Origin of the sequence: Curtobacterium sp. MCLR17_039 (genome assembly GCF_003234745.1) — a bacterium.
Taxonomy (GTDB): Bacteria; Actinomycetota; Actinomycetes; order Actinomycetales; family Microbacteriaceae; genus Curtobacterium; species Curtobacterium flaccumfaciens.
The window spans coordinates 142,273-156,267 of the sequence record NZ_QKTF01000004.1; the positions used below are offsets into that span (position 1 = coordinate 142,273).

The 13,995-nt window shown below is 71.1% G+C and carries 13 protein-coding genes; all 13 read left to right on the plus strand.

Annotated elements, in window-relative coordinates; genetic code table 11:
• The first annotated feature begins 41 nt into the window (after positions 1 to 41).
• Positions 42 to 326 carry a twin-arginine translocase TatA/TatE family subunit gene (gene tatA, locus DEJ00_RS06300; protein WP_111056893.1) on the plus strand — a complete coding sequence of 95 codons (285 nt, stop codon included), beginning with the start codon at positions 42 to 44 and terminating at the stop codon, positions 324 to 326.
• 104 nt (positions 327 to 430) lie between these two features.
• Positions 431 to 1,849, plus strand: a complete 1,419-nt coding sequence (locus DEJ00_RS06305; protein WP_111056753.1) for an MFS transporter — start codon at positions 431 to 433, stop codon at positions 1,847 to 1,849.
• A gap of 53 nt (positions 1,850 to 1,902) precedes the next feature.
• Complete coding sequence (locus DEJ00_RS06310; protein WP_081827211.1) at positions 1,903 to 4,071, plus strand: ATP-dependent Clp protease ATP-binding subunit; 2,169 nt, start codon at positions 1,903 to 1,905, stop codon at positions 4,069 to 4,071.
• Positions 4,072 to 4,145: 74 nt separating this feature from the next.
• Positions 4,146 to 4,700, plus strand: coding sequence for a DUF2231 domain-containing protein (locus DEJ00_RS06315; RefSeq protein ID WP_111056754.1), 555 nt, complete (start codon positions 4,146 to 4,148; stop codon positions 4,698 to 4,700).
• A gap of 45 nt (positions 4,701 to 4,745) precedes the next feature.
• Positions 4,746 to 5,399, plus strand: a complete 654-nt coding sequence (locus DEJ00_RS06320; RefSeq protein WP_027464882.1) for a response regulator transcription factor — start codon at positions 4,746 to 4,748, stop codon at positions 5,397 to 5,399.
• Entirely contained in the window at positions 5,396 to 6,610 is a 1,215-nt protein-coding gene (locus DEJ00_RS06325; RefSeq protein WP_111056755.1) for a HAMP domain-containing sensor histidine kinase, read from the plus strand. Before DEJ00_RS06320 ends, DEJ00_RS06325 begins: the two co-directional genes overlap by 4 nt.
• An 8-nt stretch (positions 6,611 to 6,618) precedes the next feature.
• On the plus strand, positions 6,619 to 7,122 hold the full coding sequence (locus DEJ00_RS06330; RefSeq protein ID WP_146247881.1) for a hypothetical protein: 504 nt from the start codon (positions 6,619 to 6,621) through the stop codon (positions 7,120 to 7,122).
• Positions 7,119 to 8,255 (plus strand): peptidoglycan-binding protein, encoded by a 1,137-nt coding sequence (locus DEJ00_RS06335; protein ID WP_146247882.1) that lies wholly within the window; start codon positions 7,119 to 7,121, stop codon positions 8,253 to 8,255. The genes DEJ00_RS06330 and DEJ00_RS06335 overlap by 4 nt, the downstream gene beginning before the upstream one ends.
• Positions 8,252 to 8,998, plus strand: a complete 747-nt coding sequence (locus tag DEJ00_RS06340; protein ID WP_258373563.1) for an ABC transporter ATP-binding protein — start codon at positions 8,252 to 8,254, stop codon at positions 8,996 to 8,998. Before DEJ00_RS06335 ends, DEJ00_RS06340 begins: the two co-directional genes overlap by 4 nt.
• Positions 8,995 to 10,182 (plus strand): ABC transporter permease, encoded by a 1,188-nt coding sequence (locus DEJ00_RS06345; RefSeq protein ID WP_181440095.1) that lies wholly within the window; start codon positions 8,995 to 8,997, stop codon positions 10,180 to 10,182. Before DEJ00_RS06340 ends, DEJ00_RS06345 begins: the two co-directional genes overlap by 4 nt.
• Positions 10,183 to 10,469: 287 nt before the next feature.
• Positions 10,470 to 11,795 (plus strand): sugar ABC transporter substrate-binding protein, encoded by a 1,326-nt coding sequence (locus tag DEJ00_RS06350; RefSeq protein ID WP_220038842.1) that lies wholly within the window; start codon positions 10,470 to 10,472, stop codon positions 11,793 to 11,795.
• Positions 11,796 to 11,798: 3 nt separating this feature from the next.
• Positions 11,799 to 12,887 (plus strand): carbohydrate ABC transporter permease, encoded by a 1,089-nt coding sequence (locus DEJ00_RS06355; protein WP_220038843.1) that lies wholly within the window; start codon positions 11,799 to 11,801, stop codon positions 12,885 to 12,887.
• Positions 12,884 to 13,771, plus strand: a complete 888-nt coding sequence (locus DEJ00_RS06360; protein WP_258373564.1) for a carbohydrate ABC transporter permease — start codon at positions 12,884 to 12,886, stop codon at positions 13,769 to 13,771. Before DEJ00_RS06355 ends, DEJ00_RS06360 begins: the two co-directional genes overlap by 4 nt.
• Positions 13,772 to 13,995 lie beyond the last annotated feature (224 nt).

A 13,995-nucleotide genomic window follows, 5' to 3' on the forward strand; every position in this document is an offset into this window, starting at 1 on the left:
CGATCACCGGACGGCGACCAGTTCCACAACAAGGAGTCATGATGCTCGGAAACCTCGGCGGCATTCACCTGCTGATCATCCTCGGGATCGTCATCCTGCTGTTCGGCGCGACCAAGCTCCCGGCGCTGGCCAAGGGCCTCGGCCAGTCGATCAACATCTTCAAGAAGGAGATGTCCGACGACGAGAAGAAGGCCCAGGCCAACGGCACGGCGCCGGACGGCACGGTGCACAACAGCACTGTCCAGAACGCTCCCGCCGAGCCCGCCCCCGGTCCGGTCCTGAACCCGGGGCCGAGCGCGCAGCCGAACACCGACTCCCGGCGTTAGGACACCCACCCCCGTCCTGTCGGCAGCCCCCGCGACCACATCGGTCGCGGGGGCTTCGTCGTGCGGGATCGACCGCCGGGCACCCCGTGCCGCAGGATGAGCACATGACCGCTCCCGTTCCCGTCCCGGCCCCCGTGCCGCACGGAGTCGCGCCGCTCCGGGACGATCGGCGGATCGTGCTGGTGGTGGCGATCCTGGCGTCGTTCGTCGTCGGGCTCGACTCGAGCGTCGTGAACGTCGCGCTCCCTGCAATCCGGCAGGAGCTCGGCGGCGGACTCGTCGTGCAGCAGTGGGTCGTCGACGCGTACCTGGTCACCCTCGGCTCGCTCATCCTGGTCGCCGGCAGCCTGTCCGACCTGTTCGGCCGGGTCCGGATCATCACGTGGGGGCTCGTGGTCTTCGGGATCGCCTCCGTGGTGTGCGCCGTCGCGCCGACCGGCGAGGTGCTCATCGTCGCCCGGGCGCTGCAGGGCGTCGGCGGGGCACTCGTCATGCCGAGCGCACTCGCCCTCATCGTCGCGGCGTTCCGCGGGGCGGCGCAGGCGAAGGCGATCGGCACGTGGACGGCGTGGTCGAGCGCGGCCACGATCCTCGGCCCCGTGGTCGGCGGGTTGGTGGTCGACGGCATCGGGTGGCGGTGGGTCTTCGTGCTCACCGCGGTGCCGATCGCCGTCACGATCCCGCTGGTCCTGCGCATCACCGGCGACGTGCACCCGGCGGTGCGCCCACGCATCGACGTCGTCGGGGCCGTGCTCGCCGTGGTCGGGGTCGGCGGTGTCGTGCTGGGCCTCATCGAACAGGAGCGGCTGGGGTGGGGTGCGCCCGTGGTGGTCGGCGCGCTCGTGCTCGGTGCGGCCGCACTCGTGGCGTTCGTGCCGTGGGAACTGCGGGTGACCCGGACGACGGGGTCGCCGCTCGTGCCGCTCGAGCTGTTCCGGGCGCGGAACTTCACGGTCGGCAACCTCGCGACACTGTCGATCTACGGCGCGCTCGGCATGGTGTTCTTCGTCGTCACGCTGTTCCTGCAGGAGGTCTGGCGGTACCCGGCCTGGCTCGCCGGACTCGCGACGCTGCCGCCGACGATCATGCTGCTCGCGCTCTCCACTGCCGTGGGCTCCGCGGCGGGTCGGTTCGGCCCGCGGTGGTTCATGGCCGCCGGGCCGGCGGTGGGGGCGGTCGGGGCGCTCCTGCTGCTGCTCGCCGGCGACGACCCGACCGGCTACTGGTGGTCGGTGTTCCCCGGGCTGGTACTGATCGGCGTGGGCATCGCCCTGATGGTCACACCCCTGACGAGCGCGGTGCTCGGGTCGGTGCCGCAGTCCGAGGCCGGGTCCGGTTCGGCCGTGAACAACGCGGTCGCGCGGATCGCCGGCCTCGTCACGGTGGCACTGGCCGGTGTGGTGCTCGGCGGCGAGGTGAGCGTCGACGGGCTGCACCGGGCCATGGTGGTGATGGCGCTCCTGCTGGCGGCCGGTGCCGTCGTCAGCGCCGTCGGGATCCGGAATGTCCCCGACCGCACGTAAGTTGAGTGGAGTAGACTCAACTCCAGGACCACCGCAACGAAAGGACGGAACGCATGGCGAACCTCCAGGGCGCTCCTGACTCCCAAGAACGACAGAAGACCGCCCTCGAGCAGTACGGCATCGACCTCACGGCGATCGCCCGCAGCGGCAAGCTCGACCCCGTGATCGGACGTGACTCCGAGATCCGACGCGTCTCCCAGGTGCTGACGCGCCGCACCAAGAACAACCCCGTGCTCATCGGCGAGCCCGGCGTCGGCAAGACCGCCGTCGTCGAGGGGCTCGCGCAGCGCATCGTCGCCGGCGACGTCGCCGACTCCCTCAAGGACAAGCGACTCATCTCGCTCGACATCTCCGCCCTGATCGCCGGCGCCAAGTACCGCGGCGAGTTCGAGGAGCGGCTCAAGGCCGTGCTCAAGGAGATCAACGACTCCGACGGGCAGGTCATCACGTTCATCGACGAGCTGCACACGCTGATGGGTGCCGGGGGCGGCGAGGGCTCCGTCGCGGCGTCGAACATGCTCAAGCCGATGCTCGCCCGCGGTGAGCTCCGGCTCATCGGCGCGACGACCCTCGACGAGTACCGCGAGTACATCGAGAAGGACGCCGCGCTCGAGCGTCGCTTCCAGCAGGTCTACGTGGGTGAGCCCAGCGTCGAGGACGCCGTGGCGATCCTCCGCGGGCTCAAGGAGCGCTACGAGGCACACCACAAGGTGACGATCAACGACTCCGCACTGGTCGCGGCCGCGAGCCTGTCGAACCGGTACATCTCCGGCCGCCAGCTGCCCGACAAGGCCATCGACCTGATCGACGAGGCCGCGAGCCGACTCCGCATGGAGATCGACTCCAGCCCGGTCGAGATCGACGAGCTGAAGCGGAACGTCGACCGTCTGCGGGTCGAGGAGTTCGCGCTCAAGCAGGAGAAGGACGACGCCTCGAAGGCCCGCCTCGAGACCCTGCGCAACGAGCTGCACACGCGCGAGGAACGGCTGGCCGAGCTCGAGCAGCGCTGGCAGGCCGAGCGCGCGAGCCTGAACCGCATCGGTGAGCTCAAGCAGCAGCTCGACGACCTGAACATGCGGTCGCAGCGAGCCCAGCGCGAGGCCGACTACGAACTCGTCTCCCGACTGGAGTACGGCGAGAAGCCCCGCATCGAGGCCGAGCTCGCCGCCGCCGAACAGGCCGAGAGCGCCGACCGGATGGTGAACGACAGCGTCACCGACGAGGACATCGCCGCGGTCATCGCGCAGTGGACGGGCATCCCGCTCGGCCGACTGCTGCAGGGTGAGACCGAGAAGCTCCTGCACCTCGAGAGCGAGCTCGGCCGCCGCATCATCGGGCAGCGCACCGCCGTGACCACGGTATCCGAGGCCGTCCGTCGCACCCGCGCCGGCATCTCCGACCCGGACCGCCCGACCGGTTCGTTCCTGTTCCTCGGCCCGACCGGCGTCGGCAAGACCGAGCTGGCCAAGGCGCTCGCCGAGTTCCTGTTCGACGACGAGAAGGCCCTCGTCCGCATCGACATGAGCGAGTACGGCGAGAAGCACTCCGTGGCCCGCCTGATCGGTGCCCCGCCCGGGTACGTCGGGTACGAGGCCGGTGGACAGCTCACCGAGGCGGTCCGCCGCCGTCCGTACTCGGTGATCCTGCTCGACGAGATCGAGAAGGCGCACCCCGAGGTGTTCGACGTGCTGCTGCAGGTGCTCGACGACGGGCGACTGACCGACGGCCAGGGGCGCACGGTCGACTTCCGGAACACGATCCTGGTGCTGACGTCGAACCTGGGGTCGCAGTTCATGACCGACCTGTCCCTGAGCGACGTGCAGCGGGAAGAGGCGGTCCGTGAGCTCGTGCAGCAGGCGTTCCGACCGGAGTTCATCAACCGTCTCGACGACATCGTGGTGTTCCAGGCCCTGACGGCCGACGACCTCGGGCAGATCGTGTCGCTCTACGTCGACCGGCTGGCCCGCCGTCTGACCGACCGTCGGCTCGAGCTCGCCGTCACCCCCGAGGCGCGCGGCTGGCTGGCGGAGCGCGGGTACGACCCGCTGTACGGCGCGCGGCCCCTGCGTCGCCTGATGCAGCGGCAGATCGACGACCGGTTGGCACGCGCCATCCTGTCCGGTGACGTCCGCGACGGCGACACCGTGCGGGTGGACGTCGCGGCGGACGGGGACGGCCTGACGGTCGAGCCCTTCGAGCTGGCCGAGATCGTCGAGGAGTAGCCCACCGAGACGGACGGGAGGCCCGTCACCGGTTCCTGGGACCGGTGACGGGCCGTTCGTCTACCGTCCACGGCATGCCTGAGATCCGCGCGATCCGTCGCCTCACCGACGCCGTCGAGCACGCGAGCGTGCTCGACAAGGCCGTCGACATCGACCGTGCCGTCGTTAACGCCCTCGCCAAGCCGAAGGCCCTGCGCCAGCTGCTGCACGGCGTGCCGTTCGGCCACCCGATCCACCCGCTCATGGTGCAGGTGCCCCTCGGTGCCTGGATCTCCGCCGCGGTCCTCGACCTGGTCGGCGGGAAGGGCAACGCGAAGGCCGCCAAGACCCTGGTCGGCGTCGGGGTCGTCTCGGCGAGCAGCGCCTCGGTCGCCGGCTACGTCGACTGGTCCGAGCTCAACCGCGAGCAGCTCCGCACCGGATGGGTGCACCAGGCCGTGAACTGGACCGGCCTGTCGTTGTACGGGCTGTCGTGGCTGCAGCGGAAGCGCGGCAACCACGGCGCCGGCAAGCTGCTCGGCTTCGCGGGTCTCGCCGTCGTCAGTGTCGGCGGGTACCTCGGTGGGCACCTGTCCTACCGACAGCGTGCCGGCGTCAGCGCGCACGGCGAGGTGCCGTTCGACGCCTGATCCACTTCCCAGGTTCGTCGAAGGTACGTCACGTGTGATGTATCGATGCGCGTACTCGTGGTGGACGACGAACGAGCCCTCGCCGACCTGGTCGCGACGGGCCTGACCCGACAGGACATGGCGGTGGACGTCGCCTACCGCGGCGACGACGCCGACGAGCTGCTGGCGGTGCACGACTACGACGTCGTCGTGCTCGACCGTGACGTCCCCGGGCTGCACGGCGACGAGGTCGCACGGCGGCTCACCGCGCGCGGCGCACTCACGCGGATCCTCCTGCTCACCGCCGCGACGACGTTGAGCGACCGTGTGCACGGGCTCGAGCTCGGTGCCGACGACTACCTGACCAAGCCGTTCGAGTACCCAGAACTCGTCGCCCGGGTGCGCGCGCTCGGTCGACGGAGCGTCGCACCCGTCGCCCCGGTGCTCGAGCGTGCAGGGTTCGTCGTCGACACGAACCGGCGGATGGCCACACGCGACGGTCGCCCGCTCGACCTGACCTCGAAGGAACTCGGGGTGCTCGAGACCCTGCTCCGTGCTGACGGTCGGATCGTCTCCGCCGAGCACCTGCTCGAGAAGGTCTGGGACGTGAACACCGACCCGTTCACCGCCGCGGTCCGGGTGACGATGTCGAAGCTCCGCCGGAAGCTCGGGGATCCGGACCCGATCCGGACGGTGCCCGGTCAGGGTTACTCGCTTTGAGTCGGTGGGCCCGGGGCTGGAGCATCCGGACCCGGACGGCCCTGACGTTCGCGCTCGCGGCCATGGCGCTCGCGACCGGGGTCGTCCTCTTCACGAACACGATGTCGCTCGCTGGTGTCGATGCCGGCCTCGACACCGCGGTCGTGCAGCGCGCCCCGGCCGGAGCAGCGAGCGCCACGAGTGCGCCCGCCGCGATCGAGGTGGACCGGACCGCAGCGGAGCGTGACGGTGCGGTCGCGGTGATCCGGCTCGTGGCCGTGCAGCAGTGGCAGTGGTCCGCGATCGGGATCGCGGGCGCCGGGATCGCGGCCGGGGGCATCGGCTGGCTCGTCAGCCGCCGGGTCCTCCGGCCCATCGACCGGATCACCGCGACCACGAACCGCATCTCGGCGTCGAACCTGCACGAGCGCATCGCGCTGGACGGTCCCGACGACGAGCTCCGGCGGCTCTCGCGCACCGTCGACGACCTGCTGGCCCGCCTGGAGACCGCGTTCGAGAGCCAGCGTCGATTCGTCGCCCAGGCTTCCCATGAACTCCGGACGCCCCTCGCGGTGCAACGCGCGGCGGTGCAGATCGGTCTGCACGACGACGCCGACCCCGCAGACGTCCGAGCGGTCCGGGCGGAGCTGCTGGAGCAGAACCGCCGGACCGAGCGGTTGGTCGAGTCGTTGCTCGTGCTCGCCGAGGCCGATCGCGGGCTGGCGGGTGCGACGCGCCCCGTCGACCTCGACGAGGTGACCGCCGAGGTCGTCGCGGGGGCGGCTCGAGACGCGGCCGAGGCGGGCGTGACGCTGACCCACGAGCGCCGCACCGGGCCTCCCGGCCTGGTCGTACCGGGGGAGCCGACGCTGCTGCGGCAGCTGCTCGGCAACCTGGTCGGCAACGCCGTCGAGTACAACGAACCCGGCGGCGCCGTCCTGGTGACCACGGAGCCGGACGGGTTCGTCGTCGAGAACGGAGGGCCGGTGGTCCCGGCGGACGAGGCGGGGCTGCTCGTCGAACCGTTCCGCCGCGGCGCGACGGACGACGCACGCGGGCAGCACAGCGGTCTGGGCCTGTCGATCGTGGCCGCCATCGTGCACGCACACGGGTGGCAGCTGTCGATCACCGCACGGCCGACCGGCGGGCTGCTCGTCCGGGTCCGTGTTTCGCCAGTGCAACCCGATGTGTACGCGGAGCGAAACAGCCGTTCCGGTGTGCTGGAGGCATGAACCACACCATGACGACCACACGTCGCACCCGGTCCCTGATGAGCGCGGCCGCGGCCGTCTTCCTGCTGCCCCTGCTGCTGGTCGGCTGCTCGGACGCGGCACCGAACGACGACACGACGACCGCGGCCGGGGGTGCTGCGCCCGGCGTCGCCCTCGCCGAGTGCCTGCGCGACCGCGGCTACGACATGCCCGACCCCGGCACGGGTGGCGAGTCGATGCAGCTCAGCGCACCTGACGGCGTCGATCCCGAGCAGTACCAGGAGGACCTCAAGGGCTGCCTCGACGACTCCGCAGCGGCGGGTGACGCGCAGGCCGCACAGCCGATGCCGGGCAGCGAGGAGATCGCGAGGAAGACGGCGGAGTGCCTGCGGGGCCAGGGGTTCCCGGACTACCCGGACGACCAGGACGCACAGGCCCGGTTCGAGCCGGACGACCAAGAGGCGTTCAACGAAGCTGCCGGCACCTGCACCGACGCGGCCTTCGAGGCCGTCCGGGGCGGAGCCGGGTCGTGAGCCACCGGCGCGCCCGACGCAGGACCATCGTGTCGGTGTGCCTCGTCGTGGCGGTCGCCGCGGGGGCCGGGACCTGGGCCCTCGCCACGGTGCCGAGTGGTCCGGGAGCCTCGGCCAGCAGCGGGTCGCGCGGCGGGACCGCGTCGACCGGAGCCACCGCCACGGTCACGCGCGGCGACCTGACCGACTCGAAGGTGTTCGCCGGGACGCTCGGGTACGGCGCGGCGACCGGGGTCCCCGGGGCCGCCGCCGGCACGATCACCTGGCTGCCCCGCGCCGGCGACGTCATCGAACGCGACGGGGCCCTGTACGCCGTCGACGAGCGGGACGTCCGGTCGATGTACGGCACCGTGCCGCTCTGGCGTGACCTGGAACGGGGGCTGCAGGGCGCCGACGTGCGGCAGCTCAACGAGAACCTGGCCGCCCTCGGGTACGACGTGTCCGTGGACGACCGGTTCGGTCCACGGACCGAACGAGCCGTCCGGCAGTGGCAGCAGGACCGCGGACACGACGTGACCTCGGTGCTGACGGCGGACGACGTCGCCTTCGTGGACGGCGCGGTCCGGGTCGCCTCGGTCGACGGTCGGCTCGGGGAGCGGATCGCCGGTGGGGCTGGTGCGGGAGCGGGAACGGGAGCGGGTGCCGGTGGCGCTGGTGCAGCGGCCGGCGCGGGTGCGGCGGCCGACGTCCTGCAGGTCACGAGCACCCGACGCGTCGTCGCGGCGACCGTGCCCCAGCGCGACGCCGAGCGGCTCGCGGTCGGCACCGACGTCGAGGTCCGGGTGAACGGCGCCGGGGCAGCCATGCCGGGTTCCGTCGTCGACGTGCAGCCGACGACGAGCGAGGACGGCGGGACGGCCGTCGACGTCTCGGTGTCGTTCGACCCGGGGAAACGCACGCTGCCCGCGGCAGCGTCCGCGCAGGTCGACGCGAAGGGCACCACCGAGCACGACGTCCTGTCGGTGCCGGTGGCTGCACTCGTCGCGGGCGCCGGTGGCCGGTACGCCGTCGACGTCGTGCAGCGGGACGGCACGACGGAGCGGGTCCGGGTCGAGCCCGGCTTCAGCGCGGACGGACGGATCGCGATCACGGGCGACCTGGCCGCCGGCGACCGCGTGGTGGTGCCCGGATGAGCGCCGTGCTGCCACCCGCCGTCGTGTTGCCACCCGCCGCCGTGCTGCCACCCGACTCCGTCCTGTCGCTCCGTGACGTCACGAAGACCTACGGCGACGTCGGAGCCCTGCGCGGGGTGTCGCTCGAGGTCACCGCGGGTGAACTCGTCGCGGTCGTCGGCCCGTCGGGGTCGGGCAAGTCGACGATGCTCAACGTCGTCGGGACCCTCGACCGTCCCACGTCCGGCACGGTGACGATCGCCGGCAACGACGTCGCGACGATGTCCGACGACGACTTGTCCGGACTCCGTGCCGACCACATCGGGTTCGTCTTCCAGCACTTCCACCTGCAGGCCGGCGCGACCGCCACCGAGAACGTCGCCGACGGCCTGCTCTACCAGGGCGTGCCCCGGCGCGAGCGGCACCGGCTGGCGGTCGAGGCCCTGGGCCGCGTGGGCCTGGCGCACCGGGTGGACCACCGACCGCACCAGCTCTCCGGCGGCGAGCGCCAACGCGTCGCCATCGCGCGGGCCGTCGTGGGTGACCCGACGATCCTGCTCGCCGACGAACCGACGGGTGCACTCGACACGGCGTCCGGTGCCGCGGTGGTCGAGCTCCTGCGCGAGCTCAACGCGGCGGGCACGACGGTCGTGGTCATCACGCACGACCTCGACCTGGCGGCGTCGCTGCCCCGGCAGGTCCGGATGCGTGACGGCCGGATCGAGCACGAGGTCGCTCCCGTCGTCGACGAGGTCGCCCGATGAGCCGGCGTCGGTCCGTGGGCGCGGTCGACCTGCTCCGCCTCGGCGTCTTCGGGTTGCGGACCCGTCCGGGTCGCGTCGTGTTGTCGGCGCTCGGCATCGCGATCGGCATCGCGGCGATGCTCGCGGTCGTCGGGATCTCGTCGTCGAGCAAGGCGAAGGTCGACCAGGTGCTCGACACGCTCGGTACGAACGTGCTCACCCTCACCCAGGCGCAGGGCCTCGGCGAACCGGTCCCGTTGCCGTCCACCGCACTCGAGTCGGTGCTGCGGCAGGACGACGTCGAGTCGGCCGCGGCCGTCGGCACCGTGCCGGCCACCGGTGTGTACCGGAACGACCACGTCCCGGCACCCGAGACGAAGGGCCTCGGGGTGCTCGCCGCGTGGGGCGACGTGCCACGGGTCCTCGGCGGCCAGCTCGCAGCCGGGCGGTGGATCGACGACGCAGCCGGGGCGCCGCCGCAGGTCGTGCTGGGGGCGCGGGCAGCCGCGGTCCTCGGCTTCGACGACCTGCATCCGGACAGCCGGGTCTGGATCGGCGGTCGGTGGGTGCAGGTGGTCGGGGTGCTCGATCCCGTCGCGCTCGCCGAGGACCTCGACTCGCGGGTGTTCGTGCCCCGCGGGTTCGCCGGGCAGCTGGGCTTCGACGGGGCTCCGACCGCGGTCTACACGCGCGTCGACCAGGCGCACGTCGAACGGTCGAGGGACCTGCTCGCCGGTGCGGTCCGACCCGGGGCACCGCAGGACGTCGGCGTGACACGGCCGTCGGACGCGTTGGCCGCGAAGGACGCCACGGACGACTCCTTCACCGGGCTGCTGGTCGGCATCGGCGGGGTGGCGCTGCTGGTCGGTGGCATCGGGGTGGCGAACACGATGGTGATCACCGTCCTGGAACGCCGCGCCGAGGTGGGCGTCCGCCGTGCGCTGGGGGCCCGTCGTCGGAGCATCCGCGACCAGTTCCTGGTCGAGTCGTTGCTGCTGTCGTTCCTCGGCGGGCTGGCCGGCGTCGTGCTCGGCGTCGCGGTGACGGTCGTCTTCGCCGTCACGCAGGGCTGGCCGGTCGCACTGCCGGTGTGGGCCGTCGTCGGGGGACTCGGCGCCACGGTCGTGATCGGCGGGGTCTCCGGGCTCTACCCGGCGGCACGCGCGGCGCGGATCCCGCCGACGTCCGCCCTGGCGGCCGTCTGACGTGTGCGGTGGACGCGCGCACGGGAGGCCCGGTGCCGGTCCGGCGGACCGGCACCGGGCCTCCAGGCGGTCGCTTCCCCCCACCGGACGCGAGTCGCAGATCATGCCTGGTCATGACCACCTGGTCAAGCATCTGCGTCGATCTGTTCGACATCCGTGATGCCCCGGAAACACGCGGATCGAAAGCGGTCACCGGGACCGATCCAACGGTTGACAAGGGGCCGTGCAGGGTCTTCTATTGCGAATACGCAACGTCCTTTCATAAAGGTCGGACCAAGGGAGTCATCGTGACACGAACGCGTTTCGCCGCACTCGGTGCGCTCGCCCTCGCAGGCGCGCTCGCCCTCACCGGGTGCTCCGCCGGGAGCAACGCCGCTTCCGACGGCGGCACGAAGTCCATCGGCACACCCGATGGCAAGGGCAAGACCATCACCGTCTGGATGATGAACGGCGACCTGAGCGACAAGGTGCTCGACGCCGCCGGCAAGCAGTTCACCGCCGACACCGGGGCGAAGGTGAAGATCCAGACCCAGCAGTGGGACGGGATCACCACCAAGCTCACCACGGCGCTCGCGCAGAGCGACGCCCCCGACGTCGTCGACCTCGGCAACACGCAGGTGCCGGTCTACGCGGCCGCCGGCGGGTTGACCGACCTGACGCCGTACCGCGACGAGCTCAAGGACGGCCAGACCTGGCTCACCGGGCTCGAGGGCCCCGCCACCGTCGACGGCAAGCTCTACGGGGCACCGCTGTTCGCCGGCAACCGGGCCGTGGTCTACGACAAGAAGGTCTGGAAGGACGCCGGCGTGACCGACGTGCCGACCACCTACGACGAGCTCACCGCCGACCTCGACAAGGTCAAGGCCGCCAACCCGGCCAGTGACTTCTCCGCCTTCTACATGCCCGGTCAGTACTGGTACGGCGGGCTGCAGTGGGTCTGGGACGCCGGCGGCGAGATCGCGACGGACAAGGACGGCAAGTGGACCGGCACGCTCGACTCCACGGACGCGGTCGAGGGGCTGACCGCCTGGAAGGACTTCCAGAACGCGTACTCGGCGAAGTCCACCCAGGACATCAACACCGACAAGCCCTCGCAGAGCGACGTCTTCGCACAGGGGAACACCTCGGCGTTCCTCGGGTCCGCCTGGGAGATCGGCTCGATCACCACGGCGAAGCCGGAGCTCGCCGATCGCATCGGCACGTTCCCGATGCCGTCGTCCACGGCGGGGAAGACGCAGCCGGTGTTCCTCGGCGGCTCCGACCTGGGGATCCCGGCCAAGGCGAAGAACCAGGAGCTCGCGCTGTACTACCTGAAGATCCTGACCTCGAAGGAGTTCCAGCAGGACCAGGTGTTCGGGGTCGACGGCTGGGAGCCGAACTCCACCGAGCTGCTCGACGCGGTCGCCGACGACGTCGACGAGCTGCACAAGCCCTACTTCGAGGCGGCCGGCACGAGTCGACCGACCCCGGCCACGCCGGGCTGGGCCACCATCGAGGGCGACGCCTCGTTCCAGTCGATGTTCGCCGACGTCGCGACCGGCCGGAAGTCGCCGGAGCAGGCCGCCGAGGGCTTCTCGAAGCACCTCACGACCGCGCTGAACGCGCAGCCGTAGGCGATGACGTCCACTGCGGAGCCGGTGACCGACGCGGAGCAGTCCGCGCGGGTCACCGGCGGGCGGGGCGCCGGCGGCCGGCGTACCGGGGGCCGGCGTACCGGTGGCCGGTGGGCCCGGGGTCGGCGGGCCGACGGGCCGGTTCAGGGGCCGTCGCGGGGGACCCGTCCGGGTGGGAGCGGCGCGGGTCGTCGGTCGCCGGTCGGGTCGCGGGCGCCGCTCGTCCTGCTGGCCCCGGCGGCGCTGCTGCTCCTGGCCCTCGTCGTCTACCCGCTCGTCCGGCTCGTCGTCATCTCGTTCCAGGACTACGGGCTGCGGGCGATCTTCACCGGACAGGCCGGGTTCACCGGGCTGACGAACTACACGGACGTCCTGACCGACCCGTCGTTCTGGCCGGTCATCCTGCGCACCGTGCTCGTGACGGGCGCGATGGTCCTGGGCACGATCGTCATCGGCATGGGGGTGGCGCAGCTGCTCACCCGCCTCGGCGTCGCGATGCGCACGATCGTCAGCGTCGTGCTCGTGCTGGCCTGGGCGATGCCGAACGTGGCCTCGAGCCTGGTCTGGCAGTGGCTCTTCCAGCCGTTCTACGGCGTGCTCAACTGGCTCATCACGCAGCTGCGGGTGTTCGGGGACCACACGCAGGACAACTGGGCGTCGCACCCGGGGCAGGCGTACACGATCGTGCTGACCCTCGTCATCTGGCAGGCCGTGCCGTTCGTGGCGCTGACGCTGTACGCCGCGCAGTCCCAGATCGCGCCGGAGTACTACGAGGCCGGCGCGCTCGACGGGGCCTCGGTGTGGACGATGTACCGCGCGATCACGCTGCCGGCACTGGCGCCGACGCTGCTGCTCGTGTCGATCCTGTCGGTGATCTGGGACTTCAACGTCTTCAACCAGATCTGGCTGCTCACCCGCGGTGGACCGGAAGAGGCCACGCTGACGCTCGGCATCTGGACCTTCGTGCAGTCGTTCGTGTCCAACGCCTACGGGCAGGGCGCGGCGATCGCCGTGATCTCGACCCTGATCCTCGGGGTGCTCACCAGCTACTACATCCGCCGGCTCGTCCGCAGCGGTGAGGAGGACCTGTGACCGTCTCGAGAACGGCGCCTCGTACGAGCGGGGCGTCCGCGCCGGGCCCCGTGCGGGTGCGCAAGCGCAAGCCGCGCGTCGTCGCGAACACCATCGCGGTGCTGTTCTGCCTGGTCTGGGTGTTCCCGATCTACTGGATGGTGAACACCGCCTTCAAGCCCGCCGACGAGGTCACCACGATGACCCCGATCTGGGCGCCGCTGCACCCGACGCTCGACAACTTCACGCGGGCGCTCACGCAGGAGGGTTTCCTGGTCTACCTGCGGAACTCCACGATCGTCGTGGTGGCGGCCGTGCTGCTGTCGATCGTCGTCGGGTTCCTGGCCTCGGCGGCACTGTCGCGGTTCCGGTTCCGGGGACGGCGGGCGATCCTGGTCGCGATCCTGTTCGTGCAGATGATCCCGTCGGGTGCACTGCTCATCCCGCTGTTCCTGTCGTTCCAGACCCTCGGACTGCTGAACAGCTACGTCGGGCTGATCCTGGCGTACGTGGCGAGCGTGCTGCCGTTCTCGATCTGGGTGATGCGCGGCTTCTTCGTGGCCGTCCCCGTCGAGATCGAGGAGGCGGCGAAGGTGGACGGCGCCGGCACCTTCCGGATCCTGTGGAGCGTGCTGTTCCCACTCGTCATGCCCGGGGTCATCGCCACGAGCGTGTTCGCGTTCATCGCGGCGTGGAACGACTACCTGATCGCGTACGTGATGCTCAAGGACCAGGGGATGTACACGCTGCCGGTCTGGCTCGCCGGGTTCTCGACGAACAAGGGCACGGACTTCGGTGGGCTGATGGCGGCGAGCGTGCTGTTCTCGATCCCCGTCGTGGTGTTCTTCCTCATCGTGCAGCGCCGCCTGGTCAGCGGGATGACGGCGGGTGCCGTGAAGGGGTAGCACGTCGGACGACCGACACTTGCGTCGTGTCGCGAGGTCACAACACCCCGCATGCTTGCCTGCGAGCGGTCACGGAGCGTCGGCTGGCGCGGTCGCAGCCGACACTTCGTGACCTCTCGGCCTCCGGCTTGCGACGTGTTGTGACCGCTGCAGCGCACGGCCTGCACCTGTGGACGTGTTGGTTGTGTGACGGAACGGTTGCGTTCTTGTGGGTTTCGGACGTA

What these genes read in the sequence shown, in the direction of transcription:
- tatA (WP_111056893.1), top strand. Translation starts at nt 42, where the DNA reads ATGCTCGGAAACCTCGGCGGCATTCACCTGCTGATCATCCTCGGGATC.
- DEJ00_RS06305 (WP_111056753.1), top strand. Translation starts at nt 431, where the DNA reads ATGACCGCTCCCGTTCCCGTCCCGGCCCCCGTGCCGCACGGAGTCGCG.
- DEJ00_RS06310 (WP_081827211.1), top strand. Translation starts at nt 1,903, where the DNA reads ATGGCGAACCTCCAGGGCGCTCCTGACTCCCAAGAACGACAGAAGACC.
- DEJ00_RS06315 (WP_111056754.1), top strand. Translation starts at nt 4,146, where the DNA reads ATGCCTGAGATCCGCGCGATCCGTCGCCTCACCGACGCCGTCGAGCAC.
- DEJ00_RS06320 (WP_027464882.1), top strand. Translation starts at nt 4,746, where the DNA reads ATGCGCGTACTCGTGGTGGACGACGAACGAGCCCTCGCCGACCTGGTC.
- DEJ00_RS06330 (WP_146247881.1), top strand. Translation starts at nt 6,619, where the DNA reads ATGACGACCACACGTCGCACCCGGTCCCTGATGAGCGCGGCCGCGGCC.
- DEJ00_RS06340 (WP_258373563.1), top strand. Translation starts at nt 8,252, where the DNA reads ATGAGCGCCGTGCTGCCACCCGCCGTCGTGTTGCCACCCGCCGCCGTG.
- DEJ00_RS06345 (WP_181440095.1), top strand. Translation starts at nt 8,995, where the DNA reads ATGAGCCGGCGTCGGTCCGTGGGCGCGGTCGACCTGCTCCGCCTCGGC.
- DEJ00_RS06355 (WP_220038843.1), top strand. Translation starts at nt 11,799, where the DNA reads ATGACGTCCACTGCGGAGCCGGTGACCGACGCGGAGCAGTCCGCGCGG.